Source organism: Microbacterium sp. NPDC064584 (assembly GCF_040687315.1).
In the GTDB taxonomy this organism is placed as follows: domain Bacteria; phylum Actinomycetota; class Actinomycetes; order Actinomycetales; family Microbacteriaceae; genus Microbacterium; species Microbacterium lacus.
This window is the reverse complement of sequence record NZ_JBFBMZ010000006.1, coordinates 93313-117257: the sequence shown is the minus strand read 5'-3', so window position 1 is coordinate 117257 and position 23945 is coordinate 93313. Positions and strand designations below refer to the sequence as shown.

The 23945-nt window shown below is 70.2% G+C and carries 19 protein-coding genes; 6 read left to right on the top strand and 13 right to left on the bottom strand.

Going from position 1 to position 23945, the window contains the following annotated elements; genetic code table 11:
• Together AB0P18_RS10435 and AB0P18_RS10430 are read right to left on the bottom strand one after the other, a co-directional pair.
• Positions 1–1284, bottom strand: coding sequence for an extracellular solute-binding protein (locus AB0P18_RS10435; protein WP_344052127.1), 1284 nt, complete (start codon positions 1282–1284; stop codon positions 1–3).
• Positions 1285–1298: 14 nt separating this feature from the next.
• Positions 1299–2348, bottom strand: coding sequence for a LacI family DNA-binding transcriptional regulator (locus tag AB0P18_RS10430; protein WP_363359957.1), 1050 nt, complete (start codon positions 2346–2348; stop codon positions 1299–1301).
• Positions 2349–2541: 193 nt separating this feature from the next.
• Here AB0P18_RS10430 and AB0P18_RS10425 point away from each other — a divergent pair, with 193 nt between their 5' ends.
• Entirely contained in the window at positions 2542–3969 is a 1428-nt protein-coding gene (locus tag AB0P18_RS10425) for an NAD(P)/FAD-dependent oxidoreductase (protein WP_363359956.1), read from the top strand.
• Between the two features lie 100 nt (positions 3970–4069).
• Here AB0P18_RS10425 and purH read toward each other — a convergent pair whose 3' ends face one another.
• The 3 genes from purH to AB0P18_RS10410 all read right to left on the bottom strand — a co-directional run bounded on the left by purH (position 4070) and on the right by AB0P18_RS10410 (position 7981).
• Positions 4070–5674 carry a bifunctional phosphoribosylaminoimidazolecarboxamide formyltransferase/IMP cyclohydrolase gene (gene purH, locus AB0P18_RS10420; RefSeq protein ID WP_363359955.1) on the bottom strand — a complete coding sequence of 535 codons (1605 nt, stop codon included), beginning with the start codon at positions 5672–5674 and terminating at the stop codon, positions 4070–4072.
• A gap of 62 nt (positions 5675–5736) precedes the next feature.
• The gene (gene purN, locus AB0P18_RS10415; protein ID WP_344052117.1) at positions 5737–6324 is read right to left on the bottom strand and encodes a phosphoribosylglycinamide formyltransferase; all 588 of its coding nucleotides are present in this window, start codon (positions 6322–6324) and stop codon (positions 5737–5739) included.
• A 4-nt stretch (positions 6325–6328) separates the two neighbouring features.
• The gene (locus AB0P18_RS10410) at positions 6329–7981 is read right to left on the bottom strand and encodes a DUF6350 family protein (RefSeq protein ID WP_363359954.1); all 1653 of its coding nucleotides are present in this window, start codon (positions 7979–7981) and stop codon (positions 6329–6331) included.
• 124 nt (positions 7982–8105) lie between these two features.
• Between AB0P18_RS10410 and AB0P18_RS10405 the strand changes: the two genes are divergently transcribed.
• Positions 8106–9572, top strand: a complete 1467-nt coding sequence (locus AB0P18_RS10405) for an NCS2 family permease (protein WP_363359953.1) — start codon at positions 8106–8108, stop codon at positions 9570–9572.
• A 222-nt stretch (positions 9573–9794) separates the two neighbouring features.
• On the opposite strand, the gene AB0P18_RS10400 is transcribed toward AB0P18_RS10405, so the two are convergent.
• The 3 genes from AB0P18_RS10400 to sucC form a co-directional block, all read right to left on the bottom strand.
• Positions 9795–10235 (bottom strand): nitroreductase family deazaflavin-dependent oxidoreductase, encoded by a 441-nt coding sequence (locus tag AB0P18_RS10400; RefSeq protein ID WP_363359952.1) that lies wholly within the window; start codon positions 10233–10235, stop codon positions 9795–9797.
• 76 nt (positions 10236–10311) lie between these two features.
• Positions 10312–11214: a succinate--CoA ligase subunit alpha gene (gene sucD, locus AB0P18_RS10395; RefSeq protein WP_363359951.1), complete on the bottom strand. Its 903-nt coding sequence runs from the start codon at positions 11212–11214 to the stop codon at positions 10312–10314.
• A 12-nt stretch (positions 11215–11226) separates the two neighbouring features.
• The gene (sucC, locus tag AB0P18_RS10390) at positions 11227–12390 is read right to left on the bottom strand and encodes an ADP-forming succinate--CoA ligase subunit beta (protein ID WP_363359950.1); all 1164 of its coding nucleotides are present in this window, start codon (positions 12388–12390) and stop codon (positions 11227–11229) included.
• A 175-nt stretch (positions 12391–12565) separates the two neighbouring features.
• On the opposite strand from sucC, the gene AB0P18_RS10385 reads away from it, so the two are divergent.
• From AB0P18_RS10385 to AB0P18_RS10370, 4 genes are all read left to right on the top strand, one after another.
• Positions 12566–13240, top strand: a complete 675-nt coding sequence (locus tag AB0P18_RS10385) for a TetR family transcriptional regulator (protein ID WP_363359949.1) — start codon at positions 12566–12568, stop codon at positions 13238–13240.
• Positions 13241–13304: 64 nt separating this feature from the next.
• Positions 13305–14534: an acyl-CoA dehydrogenase family protein gene (locus tag AB0P18_RS10380; RefSeq protein WP_363359948.1), complete on the top strand. Its 1230-nt coding sequence runs from the start codon at positions 13305–13307 to the stop codon at positions 14532–14534.
• An 87-nt stretch (positions 14535–14621) separates the two neighbouring features.
• Positions 14622–15776: an AI-2E family transporter gene (locus AB0P18_RS10375; protein WP_363359947.1), complete on the top strand. Its 1155-nt coding sequence runs from the start codon at positions 14622–14624 to the stop codon at positions 15774–15776.
• Between the two features lie 138 nt (positions 15777–15914).
• Entirely contained in the window at positions 15915–16961 is a 1047-nt protein-coding gene (locus tag AB0P18_RS10370) for an ATP-dependent DNA ligase (RefSeq protein ID WP_363359946.1), read from the top strand.
• Positions 16962–17087: 126 nt separating this feature from the next.
• Here AB0P18_RS10370 and ligD read toward each other — a convergent pair whose 3' ends face one another.
• The 5 genes from ligD to AB0P18_RS10345 all read right to left on the bottom strand — a co-directional run bounded on the left by ligD (position 17088) and on the right by AB0P18_RS10345 (position 23941).
• A complete protein-coding gene (gene ligD / locus AB0P18_RS10365) occupies positions 17088–18134 on the bottom strand; it encodes a non-homologous end-joining DNA ligase (protein WP_363359945.1) in 1047 nt (348 codons plus the stop codon).
• 61 nt (positions 18135–18195) lie between these two features.
• Positions 18196–19380 (bottom strand): SseB family protein, encoded by a 1185-nt coding sequence (locus AB0P18_RS10360; RefSeq protein WP_363359944.1) that lies wholly within the window; start codon positions 19378–19380, stop codon positions 18196–18198.
• Positions 19381–19411: 31 nt separating this feature from the next.
• Positions 19412–21847 carry a UvrD-helicase domain-containing protein gene (locus tag AB0P18_RS10355; RefSeq protein WP_363359943.1) on the bottom strand — a complete coding sequence of 812 codons (2436 nt, stop codon included), beginning with the start codon at positions 21845–21847 and terminating at the stop codon, positions 19412–19414.
• Positions 21848–21884: 37 nt separating this feature from the next.
• Positions 21885–23012, bottom strand: a complete 1128-nt coding sequence (locus tag AB0P18_RS10350; protein WP_363359942.1) for an ABC transporter permease — start codon at positions 23010–23012, stop codon at positions 21885–21887.
• On the bottom strand, positions 23009–23941 hold the full coding sequence (locus tag AB0P18_RS10345) for an ABC transporter ATP-binding protein (protein WP_363359941.1): 933 nt from the start codon (positions 23939–23941) through the stop codon (positions 23009–23011). Before AB0P18_RS10345 ends, AB0P18_RS10350 begins: the two co-directional genes overlap by 4 nt.
• Positions 23942–23945 lie beyond the last annotated feature (4 nt).

Sequence of the window (23945 nt, the reverse complement as noted above, 5' to 3'; positions counted from 1 at the left end):
TCACTTGCCGCCCGCGAGCGAATCGACCTCGGCGGACGTATCGGACAGGAACGCGTCCACGTCCTTGTCGCCGAAGATCACCGCTTCGGAATAGCCGTCGCGGAAAGCCTGCCAGATCTCCACGGAGTTCTGCACGTTGGGGACTTCGACCGTGCGCGAGGCCTGATCGCCGAACTGCTCGTAGGCGGGGTTCTCCGCGAAGTAGTCGGGGTAGGTCGCGGTGAGGTCCGCACGCAGAGGCATCTGCCCGGTCTCCTCGAGCCAGATGCCGTCCTGCTCCTCGCTCGTGGCGTACTTGAGCACGTCCCACGCGGTGCCCTTGTTCTCGCACGCCGTGAACATGCCGACGTTCTTCGCGTCGCTGAAGGTCCAGGTCTCCTCCGGAGCGGTGCCGTCGGCCGTCGGCACCGGTACGGATCCCCATTCCACGGAGTCGCCGTACACCGAGATCGCCCAGGGACCCACGATCGCCATCGCCGCATATCCGTCGGCGAACGCGTCGCCCTGGTACTGCTCCTGTCCCGCGAGCTGCTCGTCGTAGAGCGTGCGCCAGAACCCGGCGACGGCCTGGCCGTTCTCATCGTCGAAGGTCGCGGCCCCGTCCTCGACGAGCTGCGTGCCGCCGGTCTGCGCGGCGTACAGCGGGTAGAAGTCGAACCACGGCTGGAAGAACTCGCTCGTGGGCGCAGGATTGATCGCGAACGACGCGACGCCCGATTCCTTGATCGTCCGGGCGGTGTCGAGGAACTCGTCGTACGTCGACAGGGACGGGTTCTCGGCATCCAGTCCGGCCTCGGCGAACATCGCCTTGTTGTAGAAGATCATGACCGGGTTGGACTTCCAGGGCATCTGGTAGAAGGCGCCGTCCTCCGACCGGTACTGCTCGGCGAGCTCCCCGCTGCGGGCGGTGATGTAGTCCTCGCCGTCCTCGAAGTCGGAAAGGTTCACCAGGCCGCCCTGCTTCTGGAACCCCGGGACGGCAGCCGGGGAGGTGTTGAAGATCAGGCACGGCGCGTTGCCGGCGGTGATCGCGGCGCCGATCACCTCTTCGCTGGAGGCTCCGGCGGGGATCTCCTGCGCTGTGATCTGCTCGTCGGGGTGATCGGCGTTCCAGCCGTCCACCATCTGCTTTCCCCAGGCGATCTCCTGCTCGTTGTTGGAGTACCAGATGGTGATGTCACCGCGGCTGTCGGTGGCGGTGCTCGCGCCTCCTCCGCCGCCGCATGCGCTGAGAGTGAGGGCGCCGGCCACCGCGCCGGCGGTCAGAAGTATGCGTCGTCGCATGAGTGCTCCTTGGGTCAGTGGCGGCCGAGGCCGCCGGTGGGGGGATGGGGTGAGACGGACGTGGATTCGCGGATGACGAGGGTGGGCTCGGCGAGCTCGATGTGCGCGACGGCATCGCCTGCCAGCATCCCGAGCAGCGCGCGGGCGGCAGCCGCCCCCCACGCGCGGGCGTCGGTCGCGACGGACGTGAGTGCGGGGCGCAGGTGACGGCCGAGCTCGGTGTCGTCGAAGCCGCTGACCGAGAGGTCGTCGGGCACGCGCAGGCCGAGGCGCTCGGCGACGCCGATCCCGGCCACGGCCATCTGGTCGTTCGAGTAGACGATCGCCGTCGGGGCATCCGCGAGCGCGAGCAGGTCGCGGGTCGCCGTCGCCCCCTGAGCGGCGCTGAAGTCGGTTCGCACGACGCGCGAACTCATCCCGCTTGCCCGCGCGGCGTCCTCGAACGCGGCGGTCCGTCGCCGTGCGTGCAGCATCGCGTCGGGTCCGGCCACGTGCGCGATGCGGTCGTGGCCGAGGGCGGCGAGGTGCTCGACGGCGCGACGGATGCCGGCCCCGTCGTCGACCGAGACCGACGAGAACGGCGAATCGACATCGGGGCGTCCGAGGGTGACCGCGTGCAGGCCGAGCTCGCCGACCAGCGCGATGCGCTCGTCGGCGGCGCGCAGGTCGGTGAGGATGAGCCCGTCGACCCGGCGGTCCGCCGCCAGGCCGCGGTAGGTCTCCACCTCGTGGCGACCGGGGGTGGCCGCCGAGAGCACGAGCACCTGGCCGGAGACCGAGAAGACGTCCTCGAGTCCGGCGATGAGCGAGGGGAAGAACGGGTCCGCCGCGATCACATCGGTGCTGCGCCCGATCACGAGCCCGCAGGCGAAGGAGCGGCCCGTGCTGAGCGAGCGGGCACGCAGATTCGGTGTCCAGCCGAGTTCGGCGGCGGCATCCAGGATGCGGGTGCGGGCCTGCGCGGACACACCCGGCTTGTCATTGAGCGCGAAGGACACGAGTCCCTTGCTCACGCCGGCTTTGCGTGCGACGTCGGCGATCGTGGGGCGAGCCTCGGGCGACATGCACACCTCCTCGTGTGATCGATCGGCGGGACAGCGGTGACCTAAACCGGTTCAGATCCCAGTAGAACGCGCCGCCCGGTTCTGCGGCACCCCCTTGCGCGACCATGCGCGCGTCATGTATTCGCGTGCGAAGGGGTGCTCCGGAAGCAGCCCGGGCGCTCCCCCACGGTCACGAGCGGGCTACCGTGATCCCATGAGTGAACGCGAATACGACGTCATCGTCATCGGGGCGGGGGCGGTGGGCGAGAACGTCGCCGACCGGGCCGTGCAGGGCGGCATGAAGACCGTCATCGTCGAAGCCGAGCTGGTGGGCGGTGAGTGCTCGTACTGGGCATGCATGCCCTCGAAGGCCTTGCTGCGCAGCGGCGCAGCGGTACGGGCGGCGCAGGACCTCGACGGGGCGAAGCAGGCGGTGACCGGCGAGCTGGACGTGGCGGGCGTGCTGCGCCGGCGCAACACCATCACCCACGACTGGGACGACGGGTCGCAGGTGCAATGGCTCGACGGCGCGGGAATCGATCTGGTCCGAGGCCACGCCGAGTTCACCGGACCCAAGCGACTGCGGGTCACCGCCGCCGACGGCACGGTCACCGATCTCGTCGCCCGTCATGCCGTGGCCGTCGCCACAGGATCAGCGGCGCTCCTGCCCGACATCCCGGGGCTGCGCGAGATCGAGCCCTGGACGAGCCGGGAGGCGACGAGCGCGCAGGAGGTTCCGGCATCCCTCGCGATCCTCGGCGGCGGCGTCGTCGGCGTCGAGATGGCGACCGCATACGCCGGGTTCGGCACGAAGGTCACCCTGATCGTCCGCGGTGCGGTGCTGGACCGCCTCGAGCCGTTCGCGGGAGAGCTGGTGAGCGCCTCCCTGGAGAAGCTCGGGGTCACGATCCGCACGGGCGTCGAGGTGACCGGTGCGCACCGGACGGAGAAGAACGCGGTGCTCTCGCTCTCCGACGGGGGCCGCGTCGTCGCTGAGCAGGTGCTCGTCGCGGTCGGGCGCACGCCGCGAACCGGTGATCTCGGACTCGAAAGCATCGGCCTGGAGCCCGGCGCGTGGCTCGACGTCGACGACACGCTCCTGGTGGAGGGCACCGACTGGCTCTATGGAGTCGGCGACGTGAACCACCGCGCCCTGCTCACGCACCAGGGCAAGTACCAGGCGCGTGCCGCCGGCGACGTGATCGCCGCGCGGGCGAAGGGGCTCCCTGTCGACGACGCCCCATGGGGCGTGCACGTCGCGACCGCCGACCACGAGCACGTGCCTCAGGTCACCTTCACGGATCCGGAAGTGGCCTCGGTGGGATTCACCGAGGCCGCCGCCCGGAAGGCGGGGCGCCGCATCCGCGTTCTGGATTACGACCTGTCGTGGGTCGCCGGATCCAGCGCGTACGCCGACCACTACGAGGGAATGGCGCGGGCGATCGTCGACGAGGACCGCGGCGTGCTGATCGGTGCGACGTTCGTGGGTCCCGAGGTCGCCGAGCTGCTGCACTCCGCCACCGTCGCGATCGTCGGCGAGGTGCCGCTGCACCGCCTCTGGCACGCCGTGCCGCCGTACCCGACGGTCAGCGAGGTGTGGCTGCGCTGGCTCGAGGCCTACGGACGCCCGACCCCGTCCTGACCCTCCCCCGCTGAGACGACAACTGCACGTCGAGATCGTGGGGTTACCCCACCGTCTCGCCGTGCAGTTGTCGTCTCAGCGTCAGCGGGAACCGCGCGGGTCAGTGGAAGAAGTGCCGCTCGCCGGTGAAGAACATCGTCGCGCCGGCCTTGCGGACCGCGTCGATGACCTCTTCGTCGCGCACCGAGCCACCGGGCTGCACGATCGTGCGGATCCCGGCGTCCAGCAGCACCTGCGGGCCGTCCGCGAAGGGGAAGAACGCATCGGATGCCGCCACCGAGCCGGCCGCACGCTCCCCCGCCCGCTCCACCGCGAGCCGGCAGGAGTCGACGCGGTTGACCTGCCCCATGCCGATTCCCACCGTGGCGGAGTTCTTCGCCAGCACGATCGCGTTCGACTTGACGGCCCGGCACGCCTTCCAGGCGAAGATGAGGTTCTGCATCTCCTCGTCGTCCGGGCGCTCCCCTGACACCAGCTGCCAGTCCTTCGCGACGGACTCGATGTCCGCGGGGAACCGGTCGGCATCCTGCAGGAGCAGTCCGCCCGAGACGAGGCGGACGTCCATCGGCTCCTGCTGCCAGTCGGCGGGCAGCTGCAGGACGCGCAGGTTCTTCTTCAGCCCGAAGACCTCCAGCGCCGCCGGCTCGTAGTCCGGCGCGACGATGACCTCGGTGAAGATGTCGCGCAGGTTCTCGGCCATCTTGAGGGTGATCGTGCGGTTCGCCGCGATCACTCCACCGAACGCCGACACGGGGTCGCACTCGTGCGCGCGCAGGTGGGCGGACGCGATCGGATCCAGAGCCTGAGGTGCGGCGACGGCGATGCCGCAGGGATTGGCGTGCTTGATGATCGCCACGGCGGGCTTGACCATGTCGAACGCGGCGCGGAGCGCGGCATCCGCGTCGACGTAGTTGTTGTACGACATCTCCTTGCCCTGCAGCTGGGTCGCCTGCGCGATGCCGTGACCGCCGACGCGCGAATAGATCGCGGCACGCTGATGCGAGTTCTCGCCGTATCGGAGGGTCGCCAGGCGCTCCGCCTTGATCGTCAGGTGCCGCGGCAGGTCGGGCTCGTCGAGGGTCTGCTCGGCGAACCAGGATGCGACCGCGCGGTCGTACTGCGCCGTGTGTGCGAACGCCCGGGCGGCGAGTTCGCGGCGCTGCGCGAGCGTCGTGCCGCCGGATCCGAGCGCGTCGATGATCGGGCGGTACGAGTCCGGCGAGACCGCGATCGCGACGTTCGCGAAGTTCTTCGCGGACGCGCGCACCATCGCGGGCCCCCCGATGTCGATCTGCTCGACGACGTCGTCGCCCTCGGCGCCCGAAGCGACGGTCTCTACGAACGGATACAGGTTCACCACCACGAGCTCGAACGGCAGGATGCCGAGCTCGGCGAGCTGGCTCTCGTGGTCCTCGAGCCGGAGGTCGGCGAGGAGCCCGGCGTGCACGCTGGGGTGCAGGGTCTTCACACGTCCGCCGAGGGACTCGGGGAAGCCCGTGACCGCGGCGACGTCGGTGACCTCGTGCCCGGCATCCCGGATCGTCTGGGCGGTCGAGCCGGTCGAGACGATCTCGACGCCGGCGTCGGCGAGCGCCTTCGCGAGCGTCAGGAGGTCGGTCTTGTCGCTGACCGAGACGAGTGCGCGGCGGATCGGGACGAGGTCGCGGTGGCGGTACAGGGACGGGTCGTTGCTCGGGCCGGCCATGCGGGCTCCTCCGGGTCGGGGTCGGGACGGCGCTGCGCACCGCGTTCGGGTCGGGCCGGTGCTCAGCGCACCGCGGTCAGGTCGAGGTCGCCGGAGGCGATACGTCGCACGACGTCGATCAGCAGTCGGCGCTCGACCGGCTTGATGCGCTCGTGCAGCGCGTGCTCGTCGTCGCCGGGGAGGACGGGCACGCGTTCCTGCGCGAGGATCGGCCCGCTGTCCACGCCGTCGTCGACGATGATCACGCTCGCGCCGGTCTGGGTGACGCCGGCCGCGAGCGCATCCCGCACGCCGTGCGCACCGGGGAACTCGGGCAGATAGGCGGGGTGCGTGTTGATGATGCGGGGCGACCACGCGGCGACGAGGGATGCCGGCAGCAGGCGCATCAGGCCGCTCAGGACCACGAGATCCGGGCTCCACACCCGCAGCTGGGAATCCAGCTCGTCGGCCCACTCCTGCCTCGAGTCGAACTCGCGCCACGGGACGAGGATCGTCGGGATGTTGAAGTCCTCGGCGTGCTGGAACCCGTCCGCCTCGCGGTCGGCGCCGACGACGATCACGCGGGCGGGGAAGTCGGGTTCGGCGGCGGCCTCCAGCAGAGCCCGCAGGTTCGACCCCGCGCCCGAGATGAGGACCGCGACCGTGAGCACCGGGTCAGTCTACCGGCGGTGAGGCGGGCTCTTCGGGCCGCGTGATCGGCGGCAGCGGCTGCGGCCGGCGGGGGCCCAGATCGGCGGTGGGGATGTCGGCTTGCGCGCGCGGCGCAGGGGCTTCGCGGGCGGGCTGGTCGGGTTCTCCGGGCGCGGGCTCTTCGGGCTCCGGCTTTTCGGGCGCCTTCGTCTCGCGTTGCGGATCCGCGACGACCGGCACCGGATCGGTATGCAGCGACCACAGCGGGGTCGGCGCGAGCCGCTCGGGAGCCCACGGTTCGAGCGGGGTCGGCGCGAGCCGCTCGGGAGCCTCCTCCTCCGCGACCAGCACCGCCGGCGCGGCCGGTTTCGGGCGGCGGCGCGGCGACAGCAGCAGGATGGCGGCGCCGATCAGCACCTCGAGTCCGACCGCGAGCGCCAGCGGCCCGGGCGCCGGACCGACCTCGGCGAGGCGGCCGGGACCGATCGCTCCCGAGGCGAGCACCGCCAGGAGCGCGGATGCCGCGCCGGCGAGAACCGCGATGCCCGCCGCCGTCACGAGTCTCGCCCCGATCGGGTCGTCGTCCGGGATCGCCGGGGTCGACGGCTCGACCGGCTCGTCGCGTGTCCGGGCCAGCAGTGCATCGAGCGTCGCGTTCCCACTCGATTCGGGAGCGACCTGCGGCATGACCGGTACGGCGACGAGTCGCGACCGGCAGATCCATCCCGCGAAGCCGCCGACGGCGATCGGCAGCAAGGCGAGCAGGAGCAGCCACGGTGTCGTCGACTCGGGCAGGGCGCCGAGGATCGGGATGCCGGGCACGACCCCCAGCTGCGTCCCGGCGGGCGAGACCGCGGTGCCGGTGCCCACGGCGAAGCCGGGCCCGGCGATGAACGACAGGCCCCAGATCGCGAGGGTCGGGAGGTACGCGAACTGCGCGAGCGTGACGACCGTCGCGCCGAGCCCGTCGACGTGGGCGGCCTCGAACAGGGCGATCACTTCCCCGCCCCGCAGGATGAGGGCGACCGCGAACAGAAGCGCGCCGAGGCCGATGAGGCCGACGACGACGACCGCGGTGCCACGCGCAACGAGTCCGGGCACCTCGCCCCATCCGTGCGGCGCCGCCTCGATCCGGTCCCGGAGACGTGCGATCGCCCCGGATCCGGCCTCCCGCCACTCGGTGACAACGGCACCGAGTGCGAGCGGAACCGCGAAGACAAGGGTCGGCAGCAGGATCGCCTGCCAGCGCTCGACCGCCGCAAGCGGATTGGCCGCCGTGACCGCGATGAGCGCCGACAGCCCGGCGAAGACCGCGATTCCCGTGAGGACGCCCGTGATCCAGGCATCCGCCTGCGAAGCCCGCCGCCCTGAGCGCGCCGCGAAGATCGCGGTGAACGCGGCGAACGCGAGGGGGGCGAGGGACAGGACGAAAGCTGCGACGGACGGATCGATGCCGACGACGGCCAGGTAGTCGCCCGGCAAGGTGACCTGCAGCGGCACCAGGTTCCCGAACTGCCAGATCGTCGCGCCCGTCGGCCACAGCGTCCCCCAGTCGGCCGCTCCGCCGAATCCGAAGACCCAGAGCAGAGTGAGCGGGGCGAGGGTCGCCGCGACGCCGACGGCCACCGCGATTGCGGCGTCGACGGCGGAGAGGATGAGGACGATCAGGCGATGCATGCCTCATCGACCCTACCCAGGCGGATGCCGCGACCCTGCCCGGCGCGCCCTGCGCGGCATCCGTCGACAAAGTGGCGGGCAGGGACCCGGGCGGGCATTAGCCTCGGGTGCGGAGGTTCTGCCCATGAGCACTGCACAGGCGAGCGACACAGCCGCGAGCGCACCGGAAGGACGAGGTCCCCTCGACCGCTTCTTCGAGATCACGAAGCGCGGTTCGACGCCCGGCTCCGAGGTGCGCGGCGGAATCGTCACGTTCGTCACGATGGCGTACATCGTGATCCTGAACCCGATCATCCTGTCGGGCGGGGTCGATGTCGACGGCAACTCGCTCGGCTTCGGTCAGGTCGCCGCGGTGACCGCGTTGACCGCCGGTGTGATGACGATCCTGTTCGGGCTCGTGACGCGTCTGCCGTTCGCGTTCGCGGCGGGCCTCGGGATCAACTCGTTCCTGGCCGTCTCGGTCGTGGGCCAGGTCACGTGGCCGGAGGCGATGGGTCTCGTCGTCATCAACGGCCTCATCATCGTGCTGCTGGCCGCGACGGGTCTGCGACGCATGATCTTCGACGCGGTGCCGCTGGCGCTCAAGACCGCGATCACGGTCGGCATCGGGCTCTTCATCGCGTTCATCGGCTTCGTGGACAGCGGGTTCGTGACGGCGACCGGCGCGTCCTCTCCCCCGGTGGGCCTCGGCGTCGAGGGATCGATCGCGACCGTTCCGGCGCTGCTGTTCGTCCTGACGCTGCTGCTGACCGGCGTGCTCATGGCGCGGAAGGTCAAGGCGGGACTGCTGATCGGCCTCGTGACCGGCACGGTCGTGAGCGTGATCGTCGAGGCGATCTGGAACATCGGTCCCCGCTTCGGCGCGGACGGCACCGAGAACCCGGGAGGCTGGGGCCTGACCGTGCCCGAGCTGCCGAGCCAGATCGTGAGCCTTCCCGACCTGAGCCTGATCGGGCAGGTGAGCTTCGGCAGCTTCGAGCGGATCGGCGTGCTGGCGGCCACGATGCTCGTGTTCACGCTCGTGTTCACGAACTTCTTCGACGCGATGGGCACGATGACCGGGCTCTCCCGCGAGGCAGGCCTGGCCGACGCGAAGGGCGACTTCCCGCGGCTGCGCTCCGCGCTGATCGTCGAGGGCGTCGGCGCGGTCGCCGGTGGCGTGACCTCGTCGTCGTCCAACACGGTGTTCATCGAGTCCGGTTCGGGCATCGGCGAGGGTGCGCGGACGGGTCTGGCCAACGTGGTGACCGGAGCGCTCTTCCTGCTGGCGATGTTCTTCACTCCGCTGACGACGATCGTGCCGAGTGAGATCGCCGCGGCCGCTCTGGTGATCGTCGGTGCGCTCATGATGGCGCAGATCCGTCACATCGACCTGACCGACCTGTCGGCGCTCATCCCGGTGTTCCTGACGGTCACGGTGATGCCGCTGACCTACTCGATCGCGAACGGCATCGGCGCGGGCTTCGTCTCGTGGGTCGTGATCCGGTCCTTGTCGGGCAAGGCGCGGGAGATCAGCCCGCTGCTGTGGATCGTGGCGGCCGGCTTCGTGGTGTTCTTCGCCCGAGGTCCGATCGAGGCCGCGCTGGGCTGACCCGCCCTGCGCCCTCTGCCGCCGAGACGGTGCCCTTTCCACCGAGACGGTGCCCTTTCCACCGAGATGGTCCTTCTTCCGCCGAGGTGGTGCCCTTTCCACCGAGGTGGTGCCCACCATCTCGGCGGATGACCCACCATCTTGGCGGATGACCCACCATCTCGGCGGATAACCCACCATCTCGGCGGATAAGGGGAAACGCGGGAACCCGCGGAAGGTGGGTCAGGGGGTGAACGGCTCCAGGACGAAGATCGCGATCGGTCGGTCGGTCTTCTTCTGGTACTCGTCGTAATCCGGCCACACCGCGGCGGCGCGAGCCCACCACTCCGCGCGCTCGTCACCGGACAGCTCCCGCGCGAGGTAGTCGCGCTTGACCGCTCCGTCCTGCAGCTCCACGTGCGGGTGCTTGCGCATGTTCTCGCCCCAGCGCGGCTCGTCCGGTGCACCGCCCTTGCTCGCGACGACCGCGTAGCGCCCGTCGTGCTCGACGCGCATGAGCGCGGTCTTGCGCAGCGCGCCGCTCTGCGACCCGACCGTGGTGAGCACGATGATCGGCACCCCGCGCATGTCGTTGGCCTCGGTGCCTCCCGAGGCCTCGTAGCGCTCGGCCTGCGTGCGGGCCCATTCGGCGGTGGACGGCTTGTACTCTCCGGTCAGCGGCATGCCCCCAGCCTACGGGCGACCGCGCAGACGACCAAGGGGCGGATGCCGCAGCATCCGCCCCTTGCAAAGCCGAGTGTCAGAGCCCGGCGATGATCTCGCGCATCAGATCGGCGGTCTCGGAGGGCGTCTTGCCCACCTTGACGCCGGCGGCCTCGAGGGCCTCCTTCTTGGCCTGCGCCGTGCCCGCCGAGCCGGAGACGATCGCGCCGGCGTGGCCCATCGTCTTGCCCTCGGGCGCGGTGAAGCCCGCGACGTAGCCGACGACCGGCTTCGTGACGTTGGCCTTGATGAAATCGGCCGCGCGCTCCTCGGCGTCGCCGCCGATCTCGCCGATCATGACGATCGCCTTCGTCTCGGGGTCGGCTTCGAACGCGGCGAGCGCGTCGATGTGCGTGGTGCCGATCACGGGGTCGCCGCCGATGCCGATCGCGGTCGAGAAGCCGATCTCGCGCAGCTCGAACATCATCTGGTACGTCAGGGTTCCGGACTTCGAGACCAGACCGATCGGTCCCTTGCCGGCGATGTTGGCCGGAGTGATGCCGACGAGCGACTCTCCGGGAGTGATGATGCCGGGGCAGTTCGGACCGATGATGCGGGTCGTGTTGCCCTTGGACTGCGCGTACGCCCAGGCCTCGGCGGTGTCGCCGACCGGGACGCCCTCGGTGATGACGACCAGGAGCGGGATCTCGGCGTCGATGGCCTCGACCATCGCGTCCTTCGTGAATGCGGGCGGGACGAACGCGATCGACACGTCGGCGCCGGTCTTCTCGATTGCCTCGGCGACCGACGCGAACACGGGCAGCTCGACCGGGTTGCCCTCGGCGTCGTGATGCAGCACGGTCGTGCCGGCCTTGCGCGCGTTCACGCCGCCGACGACCTGGGTGCCGGCCTTCAGCATGAGCGCGGTGTGCTTCGTGCCCTCGCCACCGGTGATGCCCTGGACGATGACCTTGGAGTTCTTGTCAAGAAAAATCGACATGGTTCTTGTCCCTTACGCGTTCGCGAGCTCGGCGGCCTTGTCGGCGCCTTCGTCCATGGTGTCGGCGAGCGTGACCAGCGGGTGGTTCGCGTCGCGCAGGATCGCGCGGCCCTCCTCCACCTTGTTGCCGTCCAGGCGCACGACGAGCGGCTTCGAGGCGCTCGAGCCGAGCTCGGCCAGCGCACCGACGATGCCCTTCGCGACCGCGTCGCACGCGGTGATGCCGCCGAAGACGTTCACGAACACGCTCTTGACCTGCGGGTCGCCCAGGATGACGTCGAGCCCGGCGGCCATGACCTCGGCCGAGGCGCCGCCGCCGATGTCGAGGAAGTTCGCGGGCTTCACGCCGCCGTGGTTCTCACCGGCGTACGCGACGACGTCGAGCGTGGACATGACCAGGCCCGCGCCGTTGCCGATGACTCCGACCTCGCCGTCGAGCTTGACGTAGTTGAGGTCGTTCGCCTTGGCCTTCGCCTCGAGCGGGTCGGCGGCATCCTTGTCCTCGAGCAGGGCGTGCCCGGGGTGACGGAAGTCGGCGTTCTCGTCGAGCGACACCTTGCCGTCCAGGGCGATCACATCGCCCGCCTCGGTCAGCACGAGCGGGTTGACCTCGACGAGCGTGGCGTCCTCGCCGGTGTACACCGCATACAGCTTGACGAACACGTCGCTGACCTTGTCGACCAGCTCGGGCGCGAACCCGGCGGCCTCGGCGATCTCGACGGCCTTCTGCTTGTCGATGCCGGTGAGCGGGTCGACCGTGATGCGGGCGAGGGCTTCGGGGCGCTCGACCGCGAGCTCCTCGATCTCCATGCCGCCCTCGACGCTCGCGAGCGACAGGTACGAGCGGTTGGCCCGGTCCAACAGCACCGAGAAGTAGTACTCCTTGTCGATGCGCGCGCCCTGGGCGACCATGACGCGCTTGACGACGTGGCCCTTGATGTCCAGGCCGAGGATCGCCTTCGCGGCCTCGTACGCCTCATCGGGGGTCTTCGCGACCTTGACGCCGCCGGCCTTGCCGCGGCCTCCGGTCTTGACCTGCGCCTTGACGACGACGACTCCGCCGATCTTCTCCGCGGCCGCGCGCACCTCCTCCGGCGTGTCCGCGACGATGCCGGCGAGCACCGGCACCTCGTACTTCTCGAAAAGGTCTCGTGCCTGGTACTCGTACAGATCCACAGTGATTTCCTTCGCAGTGGCGACGGGGAAACGACGCGAAAGCGTCTTGATGTCGAGATATCTCGACCGCCGTCCAGCCTACTACCGCCGCTCCCCGGCTCCTGACCGGGCCTGGAGTGACGACCCACGGATGCCGTGATCCGCGTGCACGCGCGGGTCTAGGCTTCTGTCGATCATGAGTGAGTCACCGTCCGCCTCCACCGCGCGCACCGCCGTCGTCGCCGCCGCGCTCGATCTGTTCGCACGCCAGGGTTTCGACGCGACCTCCGTGGAGCAGATCGCCCAGGCCGCGGGCGTCTCCCGCAGCACGTTCTTCCGCCAGTTCGGCGGCAAGGAGGACGTCGTCTTCGCCGACCACGAAGCGCTTCTCGACGACGTGCGGGAGTACTTGGCCCGCGGCCACGCCAACCCGTGGGTGGCCGTGTGCGAAGCATCCGAGCGGGTGTTCCAGCATTTCGCGCGGGATCCCGAAGTCGCGCGGCTGCGCTACCAGATCGTCCGGCAGGTGCCCGCACTGCGCGAGCGCGAGATCGTGACGGTGTTCCGCTACGAGCGGCAGTTCGACGAGTACCTGCGCCGGTCGATCCCCGACATCGACCCCCTCGACGCGGTCGGATTCGCGGCACTCGTGACGGCACTCCACAACCACGTGCTGCGCCGGCTCCTCCGCGGCACCCGACGCGTCCCGCTCACTGCGCTCCGCCGCGCGCTCGACGACGCCCTGCGCCGGTACGGCGTGCATCCGCACGGCACGTCGGCGGCATCCGATGACGTCGTCGTCGCCGTCTTCCCGCGGTCGATGCCAGCCGCCGAGGTGGCCAGACGCGTGCGTTCCCAGCTGGACACCTGAACCGCTCTCGCGGTGGGATTCAGTTCCACCCCACGCGGGACTGAGTGCCGGTACGATCGTCGTCATGACCCACACCCCGGTGCCCGGCGAGCGCGTCGCCGGCTATGACGTCTCCGATCGCCTCGACACCGATTACTACGGCGTCTTCGACGACATCCCGGATGCCGACCGCGCGGTGTGGCAGCGGGCGAAAGGCTTCATCGACGAAGTGCTCCCCCGCATGGACGCGCTGTGGGATCGCGCCGAGTACGACGTGAGCCTCGCCCGCCGCATGGGCGAGCTCGACCTGTTCGTGGACGGCATCGAGCACGAGGGCCTCGGCTACTCCTCCCCGCTGGCCGCGGGCCTGGTGAACATGGAGATCTCGCGCGGCGACGGGTCGCTCGGAACGATCGTGGCCGTCCAGGGAGGTCTTGCCCTGCGCTCCCTCGCCCTGTTCGGCAGCGCCGAGCAGAAGTCCCGCTGGCTCGGACCGATCGCCCGCGGCGACGTACTCGCGGCTTTCGCGCTGACCGAACCCGACCATGGCTCGGATTCCGTCTCGCTCGAGACCGAGGCCCGACGCGACGGCGACGAGTGGGTGCTGAACGGCGCGAAGAAGTGGATCGGCAACGGCTCGTCGGGGGGGCTGACCGTCGTCTGGGCGCGGGTCGACCACGAGGGCGACGCCGACCACGGCGCCGTCCGGGCGTTCCTCGTGCCTCAGGAGACCCCCGGCTACAACGGGAAGCCGATCCTCGGCAAGGCGTCCCTCCGCGCGATCCACCAGGCCCACATCACGCTGACCGACGTGCGACTGCCGGCAGATGCCGTCCTCCCGGGATCCCACACGTTCAAGGACGCCTCCACCGTGCTGTACGCGACCCGCTCGGGAGTCGCCTGGTCGGCGCTCGGGCACGCGACCGCCTGCTACGAAGCCGCACTCGCGTACGCGCAGCAGCGCGTGCAGTTCGGCAAGCCGCTCGCGAAGTTCCAGATGGTGCAGGAGCGGCTCACCCAGATGCTCGACGAGCTGACCGCGATGCAGCTGTACTGCCGGCACCTCGCCGACCTCGAGACCGGAGGCACCCTCCGCCCCACTCAGGCCTCGCTCGCGAAGTACCACAACACGCGGGCTGCACGCCGGATCGCGGCGGTCGCGCGCGACCTCCTCGGCGGCAACGGCATCCTGCTGGAGAACCGGGTGATGCAGCACATGGCCGACATCGAGGCGATCCACACGTACGAGGGCACCGAGAGCATCCAGGCGCTGCTGATCGGCCGGGACATCACCGGGATGAGCGCTTTCGTCTAGCGCTCGGCGGGCCGCGCCGTTTAGCGGTCCGCGGGCGCGCCCGCAAGCGGCGGGAGCGGTCACCGGGGTCCGGATAGCCTCTTCGACATGGGACTGTTCCGCAATGATCCGCAGACCGTGCGTCTGGAGTCGCAGGACGTCGAGCTGAAGGCGAGCAAGGCTCCGTGGAGCCTGTGGGCCGACGGGTTCGGCAAGCTCGGCATCCGTGCGATCCAGATCATCGTGGTCGTGATCGTCGCGGCGGGTGTCATCATCGCCAACCAGCAGCTGACGGTCGTCACGATCCCGCTCGTCATCGCTCTGATCCTGGCGTGTGCGTTCGCACCCGTCATGGGCTGGATGCGGGGGCACGGCATCCCGTCGCTGCTGGCGACGATCCTCACGCTGCTCGCGATCGTGCTGATCCTCGGCGGGATCGGCTGGCTGATCGTCTGGGCGGTGCGCAACCAGTGGGACGACCTGTACGCGCAGGCGCAGGACGGCTTCAGCGATCTGGTCGCCTGGGTGCAGACGCTGCCGTTCTTCGACGCGGTCGCCGATCAGCTCGACGAGTTCGGCAGCACGGTGACCGACTTCCTCACGAGTTCGCAGTTCGGCTCGGGAGCCCTCGCGGGCGTCGGGGCTCTTGCGAACTTCGTCACGGGATTCGTGCTCATGGTCGTCGTGCTGTTCTTCTTCCTCAAGGACGGGCCGCAGCTGTGGGAGTTCCTGCTCCGTCCCTTCCGCGGCGAGAACTACCGTCGCGCGCAGCGCATCGGCGCCAAGACCGTCACGGTCCTCGGGTCGTACGTCCGGGGGACCGCCACGGTCGCGGCGGTGGACGCGATCGGCATCCTGATCGGTCTGCTCATCCTGCAGGTGCCGCTGGCCGTGCCGCTCGCGGTGCTCGTCTTCCTCCTCGCGTTCATCCCGATCGTCGGCGCCACGCTCGCGGGCACCCTCGCCGCGCTCGTCGCTCTCGTCGCGAACGGTCCGCTGAGCGCCCTGCTCGTGGTCGGCGTCGTCGTGCTCGTGAACCAGCTCGAGGGCAACTTCCTGCAGCCGGTGCTCATGGGCCGGTCGATGAAGCTGCACGCGTTCGTGATCCTCATCGCCCTGACCGTCGGCACCGTGCTCGGCGGCATCGTCGGCGCAGTACTCGCGGTGCCGATCACCGCGGCGGTGTGGGGCGCGATCTCGGTGTGGGACGGCGACGGGGTGCCTGCGCGCTGGGCGCGCCCGAAGAAGCCCGTCGCGTCCTGACGCGGCTCGCAGAACTCCACGGATCCGGATGCTGTCGGCCGTGATCAGCGCTTGTCGGCGCTCATTGCGCCGATTTCTGTGGAGTTCTGCAGACCGCCGGCCATGGACCGCGGCGGGTGCCTCGGCGAGGATGAGGGCATGACGTACGAGATTCCGGCGCCGATGCTCGCGAAGTCCGTTCCCGAGGTTCCCGACCCCGACCGGGTCGAGGGCGGGCTGAGCTACGAGCCGAAGTGGGACGGCTTCCGCGGGCTGGTGTCCTGGGACGGCGAGGACGTCGAGATCGGCAGCCGCGGCGCGAAGCCGCTGACGCGGTACTTCCCCGAGCTCGTCGACGCGTTCTCGCGGCTGCTGCCCGAGCCGTGCCTGCTGGACGGTGAGGTGGTGGTCCCGCGAGGCGCGCCCGGCGCCCAGCGCCTGGACTGGGAGTCACTCACGCAGCGCATCCATCCCGCCGCGTCGCGGGTGACCATGCTCAGCGAGACCACACCCGCGATGTTCATCGCGTTCGACCTGCTGGCGCGCGGCGACCGCGACCTCCAGAACGCGCCCTTCGCCGAGCGCCGGGCACAGCTCGTCGAGCTGCTCGCCGGGGTGCCGCATCCGATCCACGTCACGCGGACGACGACGGATGCCGACCTCGCCCGCCGCTGGCTGCACGAGTTCGAGGGCGCCGGGCTCGACGGCGTGGTTGCCAAGCCGCTCGCCCAGCCCTATGCGCCGAACAAGCGCACGATGTTCAAGATCAAGCACGCACGGACCGCGGACGTCGTCGCCTTGGGATACCGGGTGCACAAATCCGGCGCGGGTGTCGGGTCGCTCCTGGTCGGCCTGTACGACGCCGAGCGTCGCCTGCACAACGTGGGCGCGGTCTCGGCGTGGACGGACAAGCGCCGCCTCGAGCTCATCGATGAGCTCGAGCCCCTCGTGCAGACGGGCGAGGACGGTGCGGCGCTCACCGGCGCGGGAGAGAAGTCACGGTTCTCCGCGGCCGACCGCGACTCGTCGTTCGTGAAGCTGCGGCCGGAGCGCGTGCTCGAAGTCCGGTACGACCAGCTCGAGGGCATGCGGTTCCGCCACACCGTGCAGTTCGAGCGCTGGCGCCCGGACCGCGAGCCGGCGTCCTGCACGTTCGAACAGCTCGAGTCCGTGTCGGCCTACGACGTCGGCGCCGTCCTGCTCTGATCGCCCACTCGGCGCGAGGTGCGCTCGCGGCCCGTGCGCGGGCTCGCGGCCCGTCGCACACGACGTGCCGCGAGCTGCGAGGCGTGCCGCGACGCGGGGACGCAGAACGGATGCCGCGCGCGACGGTCAGCGCGGGGCGCCGTCCTCGGTCCAGTTCTCGGGATTCTTCTTGCTCGGCTGGACGCGCGGCGGCTCCCCCGGCATCTTGGGGAAATCGGGCGGGAACGGCAGTTCGCCCAGGCCCGCGTCCAGGTCTCGCTGCCACCACTCCAGGAGCGTGTCGATGCGCCCGGGCCGGTCGAGGAAGCCGGCCCACGGATCGCCGACCGCGGCCAGTCGCTCGGGGATGCTGCGCACCGTGAAGGCGGCGGGATCGACCTCGTCGAGCTCGTCCCAGAGGACCGGGGTCGACACGGTGGCCGCGGCGAGCGCGCGTGGAGAGTAGGCACCCGCCATCGTGCGGTCGCGGTTCGCCTGGTTGAAGTCGACGAAGATGCGCTCGCCACGCTCCTCCTTCCACCAGCTCGTCGTGACCTTCTCGGGCATCCGGCGCTCGAGCTCGCGCGCCGCGGCGATCACCGCGTGGCGCACGTCGAGGAACTCGTGCGTCGGTTCGATCGGGCAGAACACATGCAGTCCGCGGTTGCCGCTCGTCTTCACCCATGCCTCCAGGCCCGCCTCGCCGAGCACCTCGCGCAGTGCGTGCGCGGCGGGGACGGCATCCGAGAAGTCGGTGCCCGGCTGCGGATCCAGGTCGATGCGCAGCTCGACGGGGTTGTCGGTGTCCCCGGCGAGCGAGGCCCACGGGTGGAACACGATCGTGTTCATCTGGATGGCCCAGACGATCGCCGCGGGCTCGGTCAGGACGAGCTGCGGATGCCGGCGGCCGCTGTTGTATCGGACGGTGACCGCCTCGACGTAGTCCGGGGTTCCCTTGGGCGGGTTCTTCGAGAAGAACGACTCGCCGTCGATCGAGTCCGGGAAGCGCTCGAGCGAGACCGGCCGGTTTCCGTTCGCGGCGAGGAACGGATCGGCCACCGCGACGGCGTACTCGGCGAGCTCGCGCTTCGTGATGCCGACCGCGGGCCACAACACGCGGTTCGGACTCGACAGACCGACCATGCGGTCGCCGTCGGGTCCGGGCACGGTCAGAGTGATGCGCTCGCTCGCCATGCTGAGGAGCCTAGGCCGGGCCCGCGACCTCCGACCAGGCCTTGTGTCGGAGTCGAACCGTTCACAACTCCTGCATTCGGGGCCCGGGTCGCGGATCGACTCCCGGAAGTCCGGGCGTCGACCCGGCCGGGCCTGCAAGAAGCGGGAGTTGTGAACCGGCCAGCGCGATGACCGGTGCGAGGTCGTCGCGACTGAGGCGGATCCAGGGACCGTGCGCGTCCACGATCGCGCCGTCGAGCGCCTCGTCGGCGCGGAGCGCGGCGCCGAGCTGAGCCGCCGTCATGGGCGCCGCCTGGTCCCCGCGGCGGAGCGTGGCGACCTCGAGCGGGTGCGAGTACAGCTCGATCAGGCGGGATCCGTCCGTGCCGCGCGCTTCGGCCACGCCCATCCGACCCTCGGCGGACGTGTTCACCGCCACCCAGAACTTCACGCGGGTCAGCGCATCGCTCACGCGCGACCCGGTCTCGGCGGTGCGCTCCCCCGCCAGCAGGGTCTTGAGCTCGAGGGACGGATCGGCCTGCTCCACGAGCTTCTCGATGAGCTCGCGCGGCAGCACGGCGCGCGCCGGAGCCGAGGAGTTGTCGATGATGAGCCCGGTGTAGGGACCGGCGAGCGTGTGCCGCAGCACAGCGAGCACCGGCTGCCCCATCGCCGAGGTGTCCGTGTCGCGGTCGGCTTCGAGGCTCTTGCGGAGCGCCACGCCGCTGCTGAAGGCGAGGACGTACTGGGCGTCGCCGACCTTCGCGACGCCGAGCGGAAGGTCCTTGCCCTCCGCGAGGAGGGCGCGGGCATCGCCCTTGACCCGCAGGAAAAGATGCCCCTGCATCATCTGGCGGGCGACCTCGAGCAGGTCGGTCGACTCGGGCTGCGCCGGAAGCGCCGCGAGAGCGTCGCGGAGCAGGACGTTGTCACGCAGCCCCGGGATCGTCTCGGTCGGCGCCGGGGCCTCCGCGGGTCGGGGAGGTGCCGGAGCGGGCGGCTGGGCGACCGGCTCAGCCGGCGGTGCCGCTGGCGCCGGCGGTGCCGGTGGCGCCGCTTGGGCACCGAGTCCCTGGTAGGACGAGACGGAGATGTTGACGGATGCCGCGCCGGTCTCTGCGGTCGGCGACGTCCGAGCCTCGCCGGACTCCACGGTCTCGCCGACCTGGGGCACCTCACCGACTTCCAGGACCTCGCCGGACGGCGAGACCTCATCGGACTGCGGGACTGCGTCGTCGGTCTTCTTCCGCCGGGAGAAAAGCGCCATCGGGCCAGCCTAACCCGGCGGCCGCGGCGGCCTAGAGCTTCTCGATCGGGGCGATCTTGATGAGCAGCTTCTTGGGTCCTGCCGAGTCGAAGCGCACGTGCGCGACGCGCTTCGCGCCTTCGCCGGTGACGGCATCCACGCGGCCCTCGCCGAAGTCGTCGTGCCTGATCCGGTCCCCGGACGCGAGCTGCATGTCGCCGTTGTCGCGGACCTTCGCGGGGATGCGGTTCGCGAAGCGTTCGATCGACGTCGACTTCGGCACCAGATCGTCGCCGTAGCGCTTGGCTCCGGACGGACCACCGGGCCGGCGGGCGTTGAGCGCGCGAGATTGCATTCCGCCGCGGGAATTCACATCCCCGGGCGACTGACGCCACTGGATCAGCTCGGCGGGGATCTCCTGCAGGAACCGGCTCGGCATCGCGACCGAGATCTCGCCGAACTGGGCGCGGGTCATCGCGAGCGAGAGGTGCAGGCGCTTGCGGGCACGCGTGATGCCGACGTAGAACAGCCGCCGCTCCTCCTGCGGTCCGCCCGGCTCACCCGCCGAGATCCGGTGCGGGATGAGGTCCTCCTCGACACCGGTGACGAACACGGCGTCGTACTCCAGCCCCTTCGCGGTGTGCATCGTCATGAGCGACACCGACCCGGAGGCGTCTTCGAGGTCGTCGGCGTCCGAGACGAGCTGGACTTCGGCGAGGAAGTCCACGACCGTGCCCTCGGGGTTGTTCCGCGCGAATTCCCGCGCCACGGCGACGAGCTCGTCGAGGTTCTCGACGCGCGCCTCGTCCTGCGCGTCCTTGCTCGCGCGCAGGGCATCGGTGTAGCCGCTCTTGCCGAGCAGCAGCTGCAGACCGTCCGCAACGGCGGTCGGCGGCGGAAGCTCGCCGGTCGCCGGGAGCATGATCTCGGTGGCTTCGGCGAGCACCGCATCCAGGTGGGCGATCGCCGCCTGGATCTTCGGCCCCACTCCGAGCGCCGAGGAGTTCGCGAGCGCGTCGCGGAACGTGATCTGCTCGTTCGCCGCATACCGTGAGATCGCCTCGATCGTCACGTCGCCGATCCCGCGGCGTGGGCGATTGATGATGCGCCGCAGCGCCATCTCGTCCGCCGGGTTCGACACGGCGATCAGGTAGGCCAGGGCGTCTTTGATCTCGGCGCGCTCGTAGAACTTCGTGCCGCCCATGATCTTGTACGGCAGCGCCGCCCGGATGAAGATCTCCTCCAGCGCACGGCTCTGCGAGTTCGTCCGGTAGAACACCGCGACCTGCGAGTAGTCGACGCCCTCGCGGTGCAGCTTCTCGATCTCGTCCGCGACGAACTGCGCCTCGTCGTGCTGCGAGTAGCCGGTGAAGCCGATGATCTTCTCACCCTCGCCGACGTCGGTCCACAGCTTCTTGTCCTTGCGGTCGAAGTTGTTGCCGATCACGGCGTTCGCGGCCGACAGGATGTTCTGCGTCGACCGGTAGTTCTGCTCGAGGAGCACGACCTTCGCGCCCGGATAGTCGCGCTCGAACTCCGTGATGTTGCGGATGTCGGCGCCGCGGAACGCGTAGATGGACTGGTCGGAGTCACCCACGACCGTGAGGGATGCCGGCCCCTCGGCATCCGTCGCCGGTTCGGGCTCGAAGATCATCATTCCGCCGGACTCGAACGGTGCGGCGCCGCCGCCGGACACGGGCTGGGTGAGCTCGTGGATGAGCGCGTACTGGGCGTGGTTCGTGTCCTGGTACTCGTCGACGAGGATGTGCCGGAAGCGCCGGCGGTAGGTGTCTGCGACGTGCGGGAAGGCCCGGAAGAGGTAGACGACCTGTCCGATCAGGTCGTCGAAGTCGAACGCATTCGCCCGCTGCAGCTCGCGCTGGTAGTCGCTGAACACGTCGACGAACACGCGCTCGGCGGGATCGTTCATGTTCGCCGACCGGGCGTAGGACTCGGCATCCGCGAGTTCGTTCTTGAGCTTGGAGATGCGACTCTGGGCGCCGGCCGGGGTGATGCCGTAGGCGTCGGCCTCGTGCTCCTTCACGAGCCGCTTCAGCAGCGCCCGCGAATCGCCGGAGTCGTAGATCGTGAACGACTTGGTGAAGCCGAACTGCTGCGCCTCGCGACGGAGGATGCGCACGCACGCGGAGTGAAAGGTCGAGATCCACATGCCCTGCGCCCGGTCGCCGATCAGCTGCCCGACGCGCTCGCGCATCTCGCCCGCGGCCTTGTTCGTGAAGGTGATCGCGAGGATCTGGCTCGGCCAGGCGTCCTTCGTGCGCAGGAGCGAGGCGACACGGCGGGTGAGGACGCTCGTCTTGCCCGATCCGGCACCCGCGACGATCAGGAGCGCCTGACCGCGGTAGACGACGGCCTCGCGCTGCTGCGGGTTCAGGCCGTCGAGGAGGTCTTCGTCGGGGCGGACCGACCCACCGGCGGGTGGGGCCCCACCGCCGACGATGATCAGGGGCGTGGAGGCATCGGTCATAGCCCGACAAGTCTAGGCGCGGGACCCGACACCCGACTCAGGCGATGCGCGTCCCGGGCGGCATTCGGCGCGACGGCGTGCGGGTCCGCGACCAGGCGCCCCAGAGCAGCAGCCCCGCGAGCACGAGCTGCACGCCCAGACCCACGAACCAGCTCGGCGTGGACCCGGCGATCTGCTCCTCGGAGGTCGGATAGCTCTGCTCGCCCTCGACGCAGCCGTCGTACTCCTGGACCGCTTCGGGCGCTTTCTGGGCACCGCGGACGAGCACCTTCACATTGCCGAACAGATCGACCGGGTAGCCGTTCTCGAAGCGTGACGGCGTGGCGTCGGCGAGGATCACGAACGGGTTCGCCGCCAGGATCCACCACACCGTGTCGGTGCGGGCCGAGTCGTAGCGGGTCGTCGACCACGGGCCGCAGACGTACTGGGGCTCCGGCATCGGCATCGGCGTCATGCACTGCGGCAGGGGCTCGGTCTGACCCGGCTCCGCGGTCATGCACTCCGGCGGCACGGTCGGCAGCGACTGCGTCGGCGCGGGCTCGAGATAGCGCGAGCGCGACTCGACTTCGATGCGGGATGCCGCCGTCCCGAGTCCGAAGGCGATCAGAGTGCCGATCACGAGCGCCGCGACCACCAGATACGTCACGGCGACCGAGAAGAGCGGCCGCGCGAGGATGCCGCTGAAGCCGATGCCGATCGCCGCGACGACGCCGATCTCGACCACGAGGATCGCGAGGGAGACCAGGAGCACGCTGAGCGACACCCCACCGGCGGCCATCGCGAGGATCAGGAACGGCACGGCCACCGCGAGGAACGCGAGTCCGGTCGCCCACGCCGCCAGGAGCTTGCCGACGATGATGTCGGCGGTGGTCGCCAGGGTGATCTGCACGGGGGCCAGGGTGGCCGCATCGCGGTCGCCGTTGATCGCGTTTCCGCTCAGCGTCGGCGAGACCAGCACCACGAGCAGGAGGACGAAGTACACGATGATCGAGAAGATCGCGCTTCCCGCGGGTCCGGTCGGATCCGGCGGCACCGCGAGGAATGTCAGCGCGGTGACGATCAGGAGCAGCACGGCGAAGATGCCGAGCAGCACGTACCAGGCGACGCTGCGGACGCGCTGCAGGAGCTCCAGCCGGAAGATCGTACCGATGCGCGCGGCATTCATGACGCACTCCCGTCGCGGAGGTCGAGGAACGTGTGCTCGAGGTCCCCCGTCGCGGGCGCGTATTCGATCACGGGGACTCCCGCTTCCACGAGGGCCCGCAGTGCTGCGGCGGCCTCGGTGTCGGAGGCGAAGCCGACGAGCACTCCGCTGCGATCGGTGGCGAGGGTCGCTGCGTCGCGCTGCAGAGCGGTGGCAATCGCCTCGACGGATACCGCGGGGTCGGCATCCGCGACGCGCACGCGCCACGTACGAAGACTCCGTGCCGCGGCGGCGACGCGTTCGGCGGACACCGTGGCCCCCGCGACCAGGAACACCGCGTCGTCGACGACCTCTTCGAGCTCGGCGAGGATGTGGCTGGAGACGAGGACGGTGCGGCCCTGCGCCGCGAGCTGGCGGAGGAGGACGCGCAGGCCGACGCGCGCTTCGGGGTCCAGCCCCGAGGCCGGTTCGTCCAGGAGCAGCACCTGCGGGTCGTGCACGAGGGCACGAGCGAGCCCCAGCCGCTGCTTCTGACCGCGCGAGAGCACGCGCGCGGGGGACGCGGCGAGGGCCGTCAGATCGACCATGCGCAGAAGCTCCTCCGCGCGGTCGCGGGCGGCGTCGCGCGGCAGGTCGTACAGGCGGCCGGTGACGAAGAGGGTCTCGCGCGCCGACAGCGCCCCCCACGCGCCGAGCGCGTCCGGCATCCACCCGATGATCCGTCGCACCCCCGACGGATCCTCCACGGGATCGATCCCGCCGATGCGGATCTGACCGGCGTCCGGCGCCAGGAGGGAGGCGAGCATCAGGAGCAGGGTCGTCTTGCCCGAGCCGTTCGGACCGACCAGGCCCGTCACGCGACCGGGCTCGACCTGCAGGGAGATGTCGCGCACCGCCGGAACGGAGCCGAACGAGCGGCGCACACCCGACGCCGTGATCGTGGGGGTCATCACT